Origin of the sequence: Kyrpidia tusciae DSM 2912 (assembly GCF_000092905.1) — a bacterium.
Lineage (GTDB): Bacteria > Bacillota > Bacilli > Kyrpidiales > Kyrpidiaceae > Kyrpidia > Kyrpidia tusciae.
Genome location: NC_014098.1, coordinates 1116719 through 1131234, shown reverse-complemented (window position 1 = coordinate 1131234; position 14516 = coordinate 1116719). Strand labels below are relative to the sequence as shown.

At 54.8% G+C, this 14516-nt stretch carries 14 protein-coding genes; all 14 read right to left on the bottom strand.

All coding sequences use genetic code 11. The annotated features are described in order from the left end of the window. Positions 1-51 precede the first annotated feature (51 nt). Complete coding sequence (locus tag BTUS_RS05630) at positions 52-549, bottom strand: acetone carboxylase subunit gamma (RefSeq protein ID WP_013075148.1); 498 nt, start codon at positions 547-549, stop codon at positions 52-54. 65 nt (positions 550-614) lie between these two features. Then, the gene (locus tag BTUS_RS05625; protein ID WP_013075147.1) at positions 615-2852 is read right to left on the bottom strand and encodes a hydantoinase B/oxoprolinase family protein; all 2238 of its coding nucleotides are present in this window, start codon (positions 2850-2852) and stop codon (positions 615-617) included. Between the two features lie 52 nt (positions 2853-2904). Continuing rightward, positions 2905-5052, bottom strand: a complete 2148-nt coding sequence (locus tag BTUS_RS05620; protein WP_013075146.1) for a hydantoinase/oxoprolinase family protein — start codon at positions 5050-5052, stop codon at positions 2905-2907. Positions 5053-5279: 227 nt separating this feature from the next. Continuing rightward, positions 5280-7253, bottom strand: coding sequence for a sigma-54-dependent Fis family transcriptional regulator (locus BTUS_RS05615; protein ID WP_013075145.1), 1974 nt, complete (start codon positions 7251-7253; stop codon positions 5280-5282). A gap of 271 nt (positions 7254-7524) precedes the next feature. After that, positions 7525-7746 carry a hypothetical protein gene (locus tag BTUS_RS05610; RefSeq protein WP_013075144.1) on the bottom strand — a complete coding sequence of 74 codons (222 nt, stop codon included), beginning with the start codon at positions 7744-7746 and terminating at the stop codon, positions 7525-7527. A gap of 3 nt (positions 7747-7749) precedes the next feature. Next, on the bottom strand, positions 7750-8049 hold the full coding sequence (locus tag BTUS_RS05605; RefSeq protein ID WP_013075143.1) for a hypothetical protein: 300 nt from the start codon (positions 8047-8049) through the stop codon (positions 7750-7752). A 65-nt stretch (positions 8050-8114) separates the two neighbouring features. Then, complete coding sequence (pabB, locus tag BTUS_RS05600) at positions 8115-9965, bottom strand: aminodeoxychorismate synthase component I (RefSeq protein ID WP_041303783.1); 1851 nt, start codon at positions 9963-9965, stop codon at positions 8115-8117. A gap of 204 nt (positions 9966-10169) precedes the next feature. Further along, positions 10170-10619: a HEPN domain-containing protein gene (locus BTUS_RS05595; protein WP_013075141.1), complete on the bottom strand. Its 450-nt coding sequence runs from the start codon at positions 10617-10619 to the stop codon at positions 10170-10172. After that, positions 10616-11125 carry a nucleotidyltransferase domain-containing protein gene (locus BTUS_RS05590; RefSeq protein ID WP_013075140.1) on the bottom strand — a complete coding sequence of 170 codons (510 nt, stop codon included), beginning with the start codon at positions 11123-11125 and terminating at the stop codon, positions 10616-10618. The genes BTUS_RS05595 and BTUS_RS05590 overlap by 4 nt, the downstream gene beginning before the upstream one ends. Positions 11126-11286: 161 nt before the next feature. Further along, on the bottom strand, positions 11287-11532 hold the full coding sequence (locus BTUS_RS05585; RefSeq protein WP_245543373.1) for a DUF1292 domain-containing protein: 246 nt from the start codon (positions 11530-11532) through the stop codon (positions 11287-11289). Beyond that, positions 11519-11992 carry a Holliday junction resolvase RuvX gene (gene ruvX / locus BTUS_RS05580; RefSeq protein WP_013075138.1) on the bottom strand — a complete coding sequence of 158 codons (474 nt, stop codon included), beginning with the start codon at positions 11990-11992 and terminating at the stop codon, positions 11519-11521. Before ruvX ends, BTUS_RS05585 begins: the two co-directional genes overlap by 14 nt. Further along, the gene (locus tag BTUS_RS05575) at positions 11989-12255 is read right to left on the bottom strand and encodes an IreB family regulatory phosphoprotein (RefSeq protein WP_013075137.1); all 267 of its coding nucleotides are present in this window, start codon (positions 12253-12255) and stop codon (positions 11989-11991) included. Before BTUS_RS05575 ends, ruvX begins: the two co-directional genes overlap by 4 nt. An 83-nt stretch (positions 12256-12338) precedes the next feature. Then, positions 12339-13865 (bottom strand): RNA-guided endonuclease InsQ/TnpB family protein, encoded by a 1527-nt coding sequence (locus BTUS_RS05570; RefSeq protein ID WP_013075136.1) that lies wholly within the window; start codon positions 13863-13865, stop codon positions 12339-12341. Further along, entirely contained in the window at positions 13828-14475 is a 648-nt protein-coding gene (locus BTUS_RS05565) for an IS607 family transposase (protein WP_169307943.1), read from the bottom strand. Before BTUS_RS05565 ends, BTUS_RS05570 begins: the two co-directional genes overlap by 38 nt. Positions 14476-14516 lie beyond the last annotated feature (41 nt).

The window sequence follows — 14516 nt, the reverse complement described above, 5'->3', positions numbered from 1 at the left end:
CACCTCCTGCAGCAACACTCACTGCAGGAGGCTTGCTCCTCGATCACTTGTTTATTCACGGTTCAGGGGTTTCTTTAACCACTTTTCATAAAACGTATCGATATCCGGTTGGAAATCAAAGACTACCGGATAACCGGGTGGCACAGCTTCCACTTCAAGAAGCGTGCCGCATCCGGGGCAAATATACTCCCTTAGGTGCATCCACTCGGGGTCACATCCCAGCATATTCGGGTAGATCTCGTTAATCTTTTCCTCGGTGTCCCGGACGTAGACCAAGGCACTTAGTTTCCAGTTCCGGCGATAATCACCGAACTCATGGCCGCAGTCACACTTGACAACCCGGCTCTTGTCCGGCTTTTCCACAATGTAGAGATGTTCTGCGTAAGGCAATAAAATCCGGTCGTCCCAAGGTACCGATTCTTGGGCAATGGCCAACATTTTAAAAAATCGATCGGAATCCTTATGGCTCGACTGCATTTCGTGAACCAAATGAAAAGGAAGTTCACCACGTTTGAGTTGCCGCAGAGTTTCCAGATCATATTGAGCCACAGCTTCATCTCTCCCCTCAATTCAGATCTACACACGTCATGACTGTCACCGATCAGAAAAGTTTCTTAGCCGCTGACCATCCGGAAATCCTCAGGCAAATCCCAGAACTTCAAGAATTTCTCTCTCCACTCCGGGGATAAGTCCATCGAGCTCTGATACATTTCCAGAACCGGTTCAATAAAATCCCGGTGCAAGATGCGATCTCGTTCGCGCTCAAGGAACGCTTCGGCCGGTATGGCTCGAGCCAGGCGTTCCTTCCGCATCTGTTCCCTGCGGGCAGCCGTCTTTTCCAGATCAGCCTTCCATGTCCCATCGGCTGACTGTTCCGCAACAACCCCGTAAATCGACTCCGCATATCTCGGCAGGAGATACCCTTCGTTCAGATCCTTCTCCACCAAGTGCGGATCCCGTTCAAGAACGTCTCCGAGTCCTGGTCCGCCCCGATGGACAGACACGTAAATGTCATATTCACGAAAGATCTGGGGCCCGGCAGTGGCGTGTTTGTCAAACACGTTTTCCTCCGCACGGATCACCTCATCCACTTCCGAATGTTCCGGGTCACCATCTCGGGTCGGATAAGGCAGTTGATTTTGGATGATTTCCTTCATGTTCGTACCGTGCAGACTGTGCCGATAGCCCGCGTTACCCGGATAACCTCCGAAAATGCCTGCGCTTCCGAAAACATGGCCGTCAGCAAGTCCATTGAACAAGGTCTGTTCATCGGTACGATACAGCATCCGCACACTTTCGATTCCGGCCCCTCCCCGATACTTTCCGGGACCAGGAGTCATCGGCTTCAAGCTCCTCCCGAGGTATAGAAGTGGTTCCAGTGATTCCCATGTCTCCGCCTCACCCATATCTCCTTCGGGGTTCCACATGGCAGCTGTGGAATCTTCTCCGTCCTTAAAGTACATCGCCCCGGTGCCTTCGGATGACATCTCGAAATTGGTAAACGCAGATTCGACACCATAATGATTCTTGCCGCCGCCCTGCAGGATATTACCTGTCAGTGGGAAACTCGCTGAGATTTCCTCAAGGTAACCCCGGGAGTAATAAGCACGGGCCAAACTGCGAATCAACCCTGTAAAGGCCGGGATCAGGAAATGCCACGAAAGGGTGGTGGAGACTTTTTCATAATCTGGATTGCACCATGACCCATAAGGGAGCTTTAGCGACGTCGCCAGATAGGCTCCATCGTTGACCTTATCGTTCGGAATCAAGCTTTGTGTCATTTGAACCCATAAGGCACCCTGCATGGGTGACGGCGCACAGTTAAAGGAGTGATAACCCCATTTGTTCGCTCCTTCGTACGACATGTTAAAATCGCCGTCTGCGCCGATTTGTATCGTTAATGGCGCATGCATCAGCGTGTCTCTTCGAGCTTTGTGGGAGACCGTAGGATCGTCTTTCCACGGAACATCCGTAAATCTCGGCGACTCATAGATACCGGGGAACGTCACTTCCTTCACGCGTTCCTTAAAGCTTCGCCGTCCCTCTTCGATAACTTCACGAATAAAACGTTTATAGGTCTCGATGCCTTCTTCCTGAATTACCCGGTAAACTTGGTCACGAATCATGTGGCAACCAGCCAAACGGGTGCGTTCATCCAAGACCCAGTACATCTCAGCACGCACCGAGTCGCTGACTTTTTTTAGATAGCTCTGGTAAAATTCATCATTTTCACCCGCTTTTTCGCAGGACAACAACAACCCATCGCCATATCGGTCTTCGTGTCCAAACGCCATCGACCCAGGTGTCACCGCACCCACATCGATCTCGTGAGTCACTCCACCCGCCCAGCCGATAATTTCTCCTTCCCAGAAAATCGGAATAATGGTGTGTACATCAGCAGTATGAACGTCTCCAATGATCGAATTATTATTGGAAAAAATATCACCTGATCGAATTCCCGGGCTGACTTCCCAATTGTTTCGAATCATGAATTTAATTGCGTCACTCATGGTGTGGACATGAACGATAATGCCCGTGGAGAGCGCAATCGAATCGCCTTCCGGTGTATATAACGCGAAACAAAGTTCGCCAATCTCTTTCACAATCGGAGACGCTGAGATGTTCAATGCTGTTTCTCGGGCATTGACGAGCCCACCTCGCAGCAGTGAGAAGATGCGCTCATATCGAATAGGATGCTCCTCGCGCAATGAAAGCCGATCCAGTCCTGCGTACCTTCCTGTTTCCTTAAACACGCGCTCTGACTCTTCGAGCATCTCCTTGAGTGTTTTTCCACCCCAACCGATTGCGACCTGTGGATGGACGGCTGTGGACGGCTTCAACCCTTCGCCCATAATCTTTTTCTCCTCCTTGTGTTTAACTTGAAATATCCCGGCACAGGGACTGTTAATGACTCACAGGTGGTTTCAAGTGAAAAATTCGATGGGTATCCAGTATCGCCTCGTAACCTGTCGGCACGACAAACGTGGTATTCGGCGATTCGATCACGGAAAATCCCTGAATTCGGTTCCCGGCTTTCAATTTCTCCATCTTGTACACATTGGCAGTTGTCCAAGCACCTTTGTAATATACGGGCCTCGTCTCGACATCGTCTGCCTCCGGCTGCTCCCTACTAACAGGTTCTTCAGGCAAACTCGGTTTTTCACTGGGGGCAACCCCAGTAATAATGGCCGTCGTAACCAGGTATCCCAGCTCCGGAGACCGGGCGGAACGAGAATACATTTTTGAATATGCTTCCTCAAACCGGTCGATAATCGTTTGCACCTGTTCTGAGCTTTCAATTCGTTCAAATGGGACTTGGATCTCAACGTCATTCAGTTGGCCCACATACTGGACCCGGACATGATGGCGAAATTCGATGTCCCGCTGGGCGATTCCACTTTTCGCAAATTCACCGATTACCCGTTCTTTCAGTTCGCTCCATGCTGTATTAATGGCGGAAGCGAATGCACCGAAATCGGCCTGAGCATGAGCGACGGCCACCTGCACCGTCTTATCCGCACGGTATTCGAACTCGGCACACGCGCAACCGTAAGCCGAAAACCCGGCCGCCCAAGACGGGACGAGAATATCTTGAAAGTTTAATCCGGCCGTATAACCGGCCACATGCACAGGGCCGCCTCCACCATAGGAAAGTAGCCGATAATTCTCGGGCGCGTAGCCTTTCCCAAGAACCCGGGAGATCACTTCATTACGCAGATGATCCTGAAAGAGAGAAACAATGCCTTCTGCCGCCGCATATACGTCCAAGCCAAGCGGGGCCGCGATTTGCTCTTGTATCGCCTCGTAAGCGCGTTGCCGGTCGAGTTTCACATCGCCACCCAGAAAATTATCGGCATTCAGATAACCAAGAACCACGTTGCAATCATTAATCGTCACCGTGGTTACGCCGCTGTCCGGATTCGAGACGCCAATGCGATAGCCGGCACTGTCGGGGCCGATCTCGATCCGTTTTGAACTCGGTGTGAGCCGTACAAAGGAACCGGTTCCCGCTCCCACGGAGTCGATTTCAACCAGTGGCAGCTTGAGAACAAATCGCGCCATATTGGGTTGCGTCCGAATCGCAAATTGACCTCCTGTGATGAGGGCTAAGTCAAAACTTGTACCGCCGATATCCGAACACACGACGTTATCAAAGCCGAGTTGCTTAGATAAATACTGAGCTCCGACCACGCCGCCGATGGGACCCGACACCAAGGTCCGAGCCAGTTCTTTGGCCTCTGTAGAAATGGTGCCCCCGTGAGAGGCCATCACCCGAAGTTCAAACTTCGATCCAAGATCGCGTAGTTTCTGGGTAATTCGCTGAAACTGGCCTCGAGAGGGTTCCGCGGCGTAGGCTTCGACCAAGACCGTATTAAGTCTGGCAAAGTCTTGGGAAACGGGATAGAGTTCCGAAGACAGAAACAACGGCACATGGACGCCGAACTCTTCCATCACCTTTTGCGCAATCGCCTTGGCTTTTTCTTCATGCGCTGGATTGGCATAAGAGTGTAGGAAATTTATGCATATACCTTGCACATTCTTTTGTAGAAGTTCCCGGATGGCTTGTTGAACTTCGTTCTCGTACAGGGGAATCTGCTCCGCACCAAAGATGTCGATCCGACCACGAATGCCATAAATCCGATCCCGAGGGACCAAGGGGGTATTATGGACGTGGGTCACAAGGTGCAGACGGTCCGAATAGGAATACCCCAGATAGGTCTGGATGCCGCGTTCGATGCGGAGATAATCTTCAAAACCCGCCGTAACAAGGAGACCCAATTTCAGTCCTTTACGCTCCAACAGGCGGTTCAGCATGGCCGTCCCGGAATAGATGCCCGAGACGAGGTGTGGAACCCCTTCTTCCAGGGGTACATTCCAATAATGGAGGGCATCTCTCAACGAATTGACAAATCCGACAGACTCGTCCTCAGGCGTCGACTGTGCCTTGCCGACCACAAATTCCCCCTTTTCATTGACCAATATGGTATCGGTCATGGTTCCGCCGGCATCGATGGCGAGAATTCTGGGTTTGGGCCCTGCTGCAACGGCCATACATTCCTTCCTCCAATCACGATTTTCTGTTTAAAGAAGGCGAACAATCTCCTGAATCTCTTTCGCCCTCTTCTGTTCAGATTGGAGAAAGCAATTCTCGTGCCAACAAGAGGCCCATTGGAGAAATCGCTGGATTCCCCGACATATTTGTTCTTCTCGATACATTGCATGTAACATTATCACGTAACAGGAGTGTCACAGATACCACTGTGACACTCCTGTTACATCTACGTCGACAAATTGTACTGTTTTGCCTTCCTGTAAACCGTCATCCGAGAAACCCCCAGCAACCGAGCAGCCCGGCTCACATTGCCGTCCGTCATTTTTAACGCGTGCTCAAGAACTTCCCGGTTTACAACCTTGCGATAATTGAATCGGGAAACGGGTGCGCTCTCATTGTTATCCTTTGTCAATCCAGTGGTGGTTCCATCGGCGGAATGCACAAGCTCAGGAGGTAGATCCTCAAGTCGAATCCGATGATCCTCCGCATTGAATACGGCCTGCGCGACAACGTTTTTTAATTGCCTGACGTTCCCCGGCCAACTGTGTCGCATGAGACAGTCCATGGCGGCGTCTTCGACAACCCATGGTATCCCCGTGTCGTCACATTTTAACAGGAAGTGACGCACGAGAAGAGGGATATCTTCTTTACGCTCTCGCAAAGGGGGAATGCGAAAACGCAACACATTGAGCCTGTAATATAAATCCGCCCGAAATCGTCCCCGCTGAATCTCTTCCTCTAGATCTCGGTTCGTTGCAGCGATAATCCGCACATCGATAGGTCGAGGTTCAGTGCCTCCAACAGGCACCACGGCCCGTTCCTCCAGCACCCGGAGAAGATAGACCTGGGCCTCTAACGGCAACTCGCCGATTTCGTCCAGAAAAATCGTTCCACCGTCCGCCGCGACGAATTTGCCGGGTCTCCCCTTGGCTGTTGCTCCAGTAAAGGCGCCCGGCTCGTAACCGAACAACTCACTGGCAAGAAGGTCTCGAGGAATCGCGCCACAATTCACAGGCACAAACGGTTCGCGACCTCGTGGGCCGGATTCATGAATGGAACGGGCGAAAATCTCTTTACCTACGCCCGTCTCCCCGACCAACAGTACGTTCATATCGGATCTGGCGGCCTTTCCCGCCTTTTCGATCAGGCGAATCATTTCATTATTTTGGGTAATTATAGTTGATATATGAAACGACGCGCTCGGCGACCGAGTCGAATTATTCGATACTTTTATGGGATAAAACACGATCAGACCACCGAGAAGCCGGTTAGCAACATGATAGGGATAAAGGGTCGCCACCCATGTTCCGGGTTTCAGCGAACGAAACGTCACGGGTATAGGAGTATTCCAGTGCAGCGAATCGAGACTGGACGCATTGTCTTCTGTAAATAAATCTTGAATCGTACACCCAGCGCGAAGTCCGAGGACAGTTCTTGCCCGTTCATTTAGCCGAACCACCCTCAACTTTGTGTCAAATATGGCTAATGGCTGGTCCAATGCGTCAGATATCGCACGCCAGGTGGGGACGTCTCGAGTCATAAACGCACTGCTCAGATCCTGACGAATCCTGTCCACTTGATGGACAACCGCAGGCAAACTGTGAGCCTGCACACGGTCCATGGTACCGGATATATCTAGCACACCTAACAACTCGTCCGTTACAGGATCAAAAATCGGGGCTGCAGAACACACCCATGTATGCCATCCTTGACAAAAATGCTCGGCACCAAACACTTGAACCGGTTTTCTCTCAGCCACCGCAGTACCCACGGCATTCGTTCCCGCTCCCGATTCTGACCAGTCAGCACCTGGGTAAAAATGAAGCTTCTCCACCATGGACCAGCCCCTGGCTGTGGCTTTCCCTTCAAGAATAACGCCATTTGAATCCGACAACATGACCAATATGTCCTCGGCAGCCAATTGCTCATACAACTGATCCATATACGGTTCCACCAGACGCAAAAGCTCCAATTTTTCTTCCTTTTTTTGTTTCAGCGTAGCTTCAGTGAACACAACAGGAGCTTGCTGACGGAGTGGATCCACCCGTTTCGATAAACACCTTTTCCAGGATGAATTAATTTCCTGGCGAATCGTACTGACTTCTTCATGATTACACATCTTCTCCCATTGGTGATACAAGTCGTGCTTTCGAGACGTAAACTGGTGGATAGAAGAGATGGCAAAACTGTACTGCTGCATGTTGCCCCTCCTCCTGGTGAACGGGTACTCCTACAGCGAGTCCTTTACAACCAAACCCGTTATTCACTAACATTATAGACGATAAGTAAACCAGGGAATATAATCATTCTACTCCCAATAATACGCACATGTTAAGTATACTTCGCATTGAGCCTTTTTCGATGTCCCTTTTTCCCTTTTCCCCAGGTTGGGTTGTTCAGGCCATGCTGAACCACGGTCAGGTTCTTGGTTACCTGGCCCAGGAGCTCCGCCTTCTACGATCGCGTTCCGTTTAGGACACGCTGCGAACCAAGCTCCTCATGCGTTCTTGCCACTTCTCCCGCACCCTTCCCAATGCCATCGCCAGGCCCAAATTGGCCGATTTGCTCTTGATTTTTACCAGTCGCGCCAGTTCCCGGTGGGCGGAATCCCGTTCCCGGCCGGCCGCAGCCTTCGTGAACCGAACCCGAACACCGCATTGCCCGAGCATTTCGTCGAAACGGTCCCAGTCCACGGCTCATTCCTCGTCGTCCACCCCAATCCTGTCCATTTCGGCCCTGATCTCATCGAAGCCGAACTTATCTCCAATCACGCGATCCAACGGAATATCCGCTGCATCGTCCTTGCGCTCTGCGGCCAGCCGGACCATTTCCTCGTCCATCACCTGCTCGACGACCTCTTTATACCGAAGCAGTTCCTCGAAGTATTCCGGATCCATAATGACCTCCTTGTCCACAGACTCGATCGGAATAATCTTCACGTCCGGCCCCGCGCCCTCGCTGAAGATCTGGTTTTGGAGCCTTTGCGAAACCATCATGTGCACGGTCTTCTAACCATGGCCACTCCCATTGTAGTTTTGCCCTAATACCAAGGATAGCTGCCTCAATAGCCTATCAGATGAACAGGCACCCAACCCCGCACGCTGTTGATGAACCATATCCGCTCTGCCCGCACCAGATCATCCAGAGTTAGACACTCTTCGACAATCTCTCCCTGGTCCAGCAGCTCCGCCCGAAAGGTGCCCGGCAACAAACCGCTGGACACGGGCGGTGTGCATTTCCGACCGTCAACCTCCAAAACCACGTTGCCGTTGGTAAATTCCGTGATCTCCCTTTTCTCATTCCACAATAAGACATCGAACACGTCGGGAAACGGTTCCCGGTGTTCTTCATAGAACGACCTGTGGGTCGTCTTGTGGAACAAAAAACAATTTCCGCTGGAAACTGGTTTCTTAGCGACGGCCACCGGCAGGGGGGCGGCGATGGAGCCGTTCCCCTCCCTGCCGACTCCGCCCCCGCGAACCTTCCCCGGGCCGGCCGGCCGCACGGCAAACGTGGCCTGCCCCGCCGACAAAGCGGAGAGAGGAGTGCTCTCCACATGAATGGCGCCATCCTGCCCCAATAACAGCCGCACCCGGCGAGTCTCGCCCGGGTGAAGCCGTGCATGGTGTTCCAGCACCCGGACAATTTCACTTCGATCCACGAGCATGTCGAAATAGCCGGCTGACCGGAAGAGGCGGTCCAGATGCCGCTCCAACAGCAGATACCTCCCGTTTTCCAGCCGCATCGTTTCCAACAACGCAAAATCTGCGGGCGGTTCAACGAGAAAAGCCGCTTTGGCCAAGGCCTCCTCGTATTCCTCTCTGCTGCCTGAATCCCATGTCACCCCGCCCCCGGCTCCGTAAACGGCCGTCCTGTTGTGTCCGTCGATGATGAGGGTCCGAATCGCCACATTAAAAACCGCCTCTCCTTGCGGATTCACAAAGCCAACGGTCCCACAATAAGCCTCCCTCGGCTCCTCTTCCAGATCGGCGATGATCCGCATTGCACTCACCTTCGGAGCCCCTGTGACCGAACCTGAAGGAAACAGGGAAGAAAAAATCTCCGGAAGCCCAACGCCGTCCCGCAAATCAGCGGTAATCGTCGAGGTCATCTGGAAGAGGGTCCGGTACCGTTCGATCTCGAAGAGACGGGACACCCGCACCGAACCGGTCCTGGCGATCCGTGCCAGGTCATTGCGCAACAGGTCGACAATCATCACATTTTCGGCCCGGTTCTTCTCCGAACCCGCCAGCCAGACACGTTGACGTTCGTCCTCCTCCGGCCAACGTCCCCTCTTCGCCGTCCCCTTCATCGGCCGGGTGACGATTCGCCGATCCACGACCCGAAAGAACAACTCCGGTGACATCGACAGGACGCGAAACCGCCCTAAGTGTAGGCAGGCCGCGTAGGGCACTGGGTGGTTTTTCAGCAGTGTTTCGTACAGCGTCCTCTCATCGCCTTCAAAAAACGCCCGCAGCCGCATCGTGAAATTGATCTGATATGTATCCCCTTCGGCGATCGCCCGACGGATGCGTCGGATCCGCTCGTCGTATGCCTCCCGGGCAAGAGACAGTCTCCAGTTAGACAACTGAAAAGGTTCGCCCACGATACCCGACCGATCCAGTGCCGAAGGAGGTCTGTCGAACACCCCAAACCACACGAGGGGCAATTGATGTCCACCCCGTACTGTCAGAGCCGGATCCAAACCGGAAGCCGCCTCGTAGGAAACCAATCCCGCAACCCAATGACCTTCCCGCACCGCCCGTTGCACTTTCCCGAGGGCCGGCAGGACCTCTTCGGGCCGGGCGGCCACAATCACCTCGGCCGGATCAGAAAAAAACAACCGCCGGCAACGGCCGCGGTCGTCGACAAAATCAAGCAACACATACGGTGATGACACATTTGGATTCATTGGCAATTTCTCGTCCTCCCCAGCCCCATTGTACCGGCAATGAAGAATTCGCGTCCATCCATGAACACCGATCGTCTGCACTCCGGCGGATCGGACGGCTGGTTGGGAATGCCCCGGGTGGCGCAGTACGAAAAGCCGCAAAAAAGCCCTCCCGTCTGCGGGGGGGGGGGGCTCCGCCACGTCCGATTCGTGAGAGATTTTCGTTTATTTGTGCGGAGGAGGTCCATCGGTGTCCGGATCATCCGCCACGTCAAAAGCCCCCCGGATAGTTTCGTAGACGAAAGTGGCCTCTTCGATAGCTTGACGGGCGTCCGCATCATCATATTCTTCCGTCGGAACAAAGTCCTCGGCCCCGTAAAAACTTAGCTCTCGTTCTTTCCTTAACCGTTTGGAGATCAACCGTAGGCGATCCAGCTTATCCACGATTGCCGCAGGCAGCTGGTCTTTATGCATCATCAGGGCGCGACCCACGTCGTGGATCTTCGGGACCTCCGCCCCAATCGCCCTGAGGACTGCTTTTAACAACAGCTCCACCATCTCCTGGGCTTCCCGAACCACATCGGAATAAGCACCGTGATGGCGAAAAAATTCCAGTGCCTTGAGCCGCACCTCTGCTTTTTGTAAATAAGCCTGGGTCAAATCATCGCGTTTCATAGTTTCACCCCCCCCAAGTATGTTCCATATTGCCATTCCCAGGTGTTGTTGCGGCGCACCTTGCGTGCCCGGGTGTCGTGCAGTAGGCGCTGGACTGAGTCTAAAATCCTACGCAATAACCCTTTATGATCCACCAGAATGACGCAACTTTCCACCATATCCGAATAAATCGGTTGAAACTGGGCAGCCTCTTCCTCAACGAGCAGCATGGGGGAGAGCTCGCATAGAATATGATCTCGTTCATACAGTTCCTGGGCTCGAGGCTCGCAAAACATTTCAACTTCCCGGATAAACTCCTCGATCCGCTCACGCCGGCCCGGCGCCCCCCGAAGCACGATCAATAGATCTAAATCGGAGTTCATGCGGTTGTCTCCGCGGGCATACGACCCGTAAATCGCTAAGGCCAAAAGCCGATCCGCATAATACTCTCGAATGCGCTCCAGAACAAGGTGCGCATAAGCCCGGTGCAGGACACTAAAAAACTTCAAACGTTTTAGCGGTCCCATGTGGTCCTCCATTTCTCCAACCGGCCCCCTTCAGCACCGAAATCAACGGTCGTCTACCCTTCCGTCGTTCGGTCACAAACGACAGGCGCGCATCCCAGCTCCGCGCGCCCTTGTCCACCCCGAACTTTTCCCGGGAAATTCCCGAAACGGCCCGATCCTCTTTATTCCTCCTCGGCCATGTGGCTGTAGGCCTCCGCCACCCGCTCCCATTCGTCATCATCTTCGATGTCGTAGAGCACTTCTTCGCCGTTCTCGTCTTCCTCCACCCGAAAAATTACAGCTTCTTCCACGCCGGCCTCTTCCACATCCCCGGCATCAGGCAAGAGAATCGCGTAGATCTTCCCTTCCAACTCGATCACGTCAATCACCCGAAATGGGTGCTCCCCGCCTTCTTCATCCGTCAACACCACTCTGTCCTCCCGGTCTTCGAAAGCCATATCCTGATCCCCCTTCATCTGGATGAGCGTCCAGATAGCTTTGGAGCAACACCGTCGCCGCCACCTGGTCCACGACCTTCTTGCGCCTGGCCCTTCGCAACCCCGCATCAATCAAAGTCTTCTCGGCCACGACGGTGGTCAGACGCTCGTCCCACAGATCGACGGGAACCCGCACGCGATGGCGGAGTTTTTCCGCGAATTCCTCCGTATAGCGGCCTTGGGCCCCCAGAGATGCATCCATATTCCGGGGCAATCCCACCACGACCCGCTCGACGCCCCACTCGGCGATCAACCCTTCGATACGAGCCAAGGCAGACTCCTCGTCGTCCACGGCCAGAACTTCGAGCCCCTGCGCCACGAGTCCCAGAGGATCACTCACCGCCACGCCGATGCGCACCCGTCCGACGTCCAGCCCCAGAATCCGGCTCATTCCGGACGATGCACCGCCAGATAGGTCCGCACCAACTCCTCCAACAACTCGTCTCTTTCCAACCGGCGGATGCGGTTTCTGGCGTCGCGGTGACTGGTGATGTACGCCGGATCGCCGGACAATAGATACCCCACCAACTGATGAAGAGGATTGTAACCCTTCTCTTTTAAGGCATCATACGCCGTCAACAACGCCTCTCGGACTGCGGAAGATCCGTCCTTCTGCACGTTAAAGTGCATCGTTTCATCCATGGAGGAATGCATGCGCTCCCCTCCTTACCCCGTAGTGTGCCATTCTTCGTAACTACTCTATTCGCCTCAAAAGCCGCAGACTCCTTTTGCGGTGATCATTTTTTTCCCTTTTCCTCCATAAAGCCGCTTGCCGCCCCCCGGTTGGGGGCCGGCAGAGCCCGGAGCACTCCCGGGTCATGACACCGCTCTCCCAAACCTACACAAATCTCACTTTGCGCAGGATTTGGGTTCGGGACTGTCATGTCCCTCATTTGATTTCTTGGCGGCCGGCGGCGTGATCCCCCACCCGCCCGCCGACGATCCCCGGCATCTCTTTGACGCCTAGACCGTCGAACCGCCAAGCCCGCCTGGTCGTAACGACTATTTTGTCTCCCAGACGGCCCGAGCCAGGCACCTCCAAGTTTTTCAGCACTTGTTCCAGTCCATTGATCGACGAATTCTCGTCCCGGATGTGGGCAGGTCCACTCCCGAATCTCCGGCGGAATCCCGCCCGGCACTTCGTAGTCGCATACGTGACAGGTGCGGGTGGACCCGTCTTCGTCCCACTCGCCGTACACCTTGCCGGATCGGGCCGCCACCCACGCCAGGGTTTCCTTGAACCGCCCAATGAGCGACTGGTTGTTCATCGCCCGGCGCATCCCCCGGCTGATTCCCCCGCCCTGCGGCGTATAGTCCCCCACGAACACCCCGTCGTACTCCCGGTACAGCCGGTTGGCCACCGTCCGCAGGTACGCTTTCGTCTGTTCTCGGCGCACCCGCCACAGCTCGTCCAGCCGCTCGTTCAGCTTCCGCCACCGCCGCGAAGGCAGCCACGCCTCCGTCCCATCTTCTCTCACCACCCGAACGGACTTCCTCTTGCACCGGTCCCGAAGGGACTTCACTTCGTCGATTCGCCGGTCCAGGATCTTGAGAAACCACGGGTTTTGGATTTCCGTCGCCACCCCGTCAGTCCCCACTCCGTAGCCCAGGTTCTTGTGGTTCGGGTCAATCGCAATCACCCGCCCCACAGACCGCCGGGCCGGCACGGGCCGCCTGACCGTGAAGACCGCGTAAAACAGCTTCCCTTCCTTGACAATCCGAAGCTGGCGAACCATTCCCGCCTCGAACCAATCGGGCAAGGGTTCCGCCAGCCGGGCCGTCACCTGGGCTTGCTTCTCTTTGCCCGTTCCTTCGTCCAGCACCTTCCCCAGGGACACCTCCAGCTTCCGGCCCTCCAACCGGTACCCCTTCCACGGCTCGTCGTATTGCAGGGAGAACCATTCCCGCTTCCACGACCGGAACTTCGGCCAGCCGACGCTCGATGCCCCCTTTTCGCGACGGGCCTTCTGGTATTTCCGGATCGCTCCGCTCAGCCGCAGGGCCGCATTCTTCAGCACGGACGAATACACCGTCCGCAGGAACGGATACTCCTGTTTGAGCGCCGGAACCCGATCCCGCAGGCCGCGTTCGGTGTACAGCACCTTGGCCGCTTCCGGGTCCTGGGTCTGCCGGAACCGCCGGCGCAGTTCGTTCGCTTCCTCCAGCAGGCGGTTGTACAGCCAGTTGGCGATTCGCGACTGCCCGTCCAGAATCGCCGCCGTGTGTTCATCCACTTCCAGAAGCATTTTCAGGACGGATGGCATCGGCCGCCTCCCTCAACGTCTTCATGATGTCTCTAATCGATCGGCTCCGGCTCCCGTACAGCCGGGCCGAAAACACCGTGATGATCTCCAGCACGTCCTGCGCCAGCTCTTCCTCAAAGGTTGCCTCTTCCGAGGCACCCCTGATGACCACCTCCGTGCCGAAATGCTCGCAGAGCGAGAACACCAAATCCGACCCGAAACGAAGCAGGCGGTCCTTGTGGGTGATCACCAACCGGCCCACCTCGCCGGAACAGATCCGGCGAATGAGTTCCCGCAGGCCCCGTTTGTGGTAGTTCAGCCCGGAACCCAGATCGCGAAGAACTTCAAACCGCCACCCGTTCGCGGCGCAAAAGGTCTCCAGCAACTCCACCTGCCTCTCCAAATCCGCTTTCTGGTCGTGGCTGGAGACCCGGGCATAGGCGAGCGTGATCCGCTCTTTGGGCTCCGGCTCCTTTCGGGACCATCCGCGAAGGCTGGCAAGATCGTACCGGCGGTGACCTCCAGGTGTCCGCTCCACCCGGATCTTTCCTTCCGCTTCCCAGCGGCGCAACGTCTCCGGCGACACTCCCAACTCTTTGGCGGCTTTTCCAATGGGAACCTTCATGGTCAAATTCTACACAAAATGAGTAAGAATATCAATCTATATCTAAG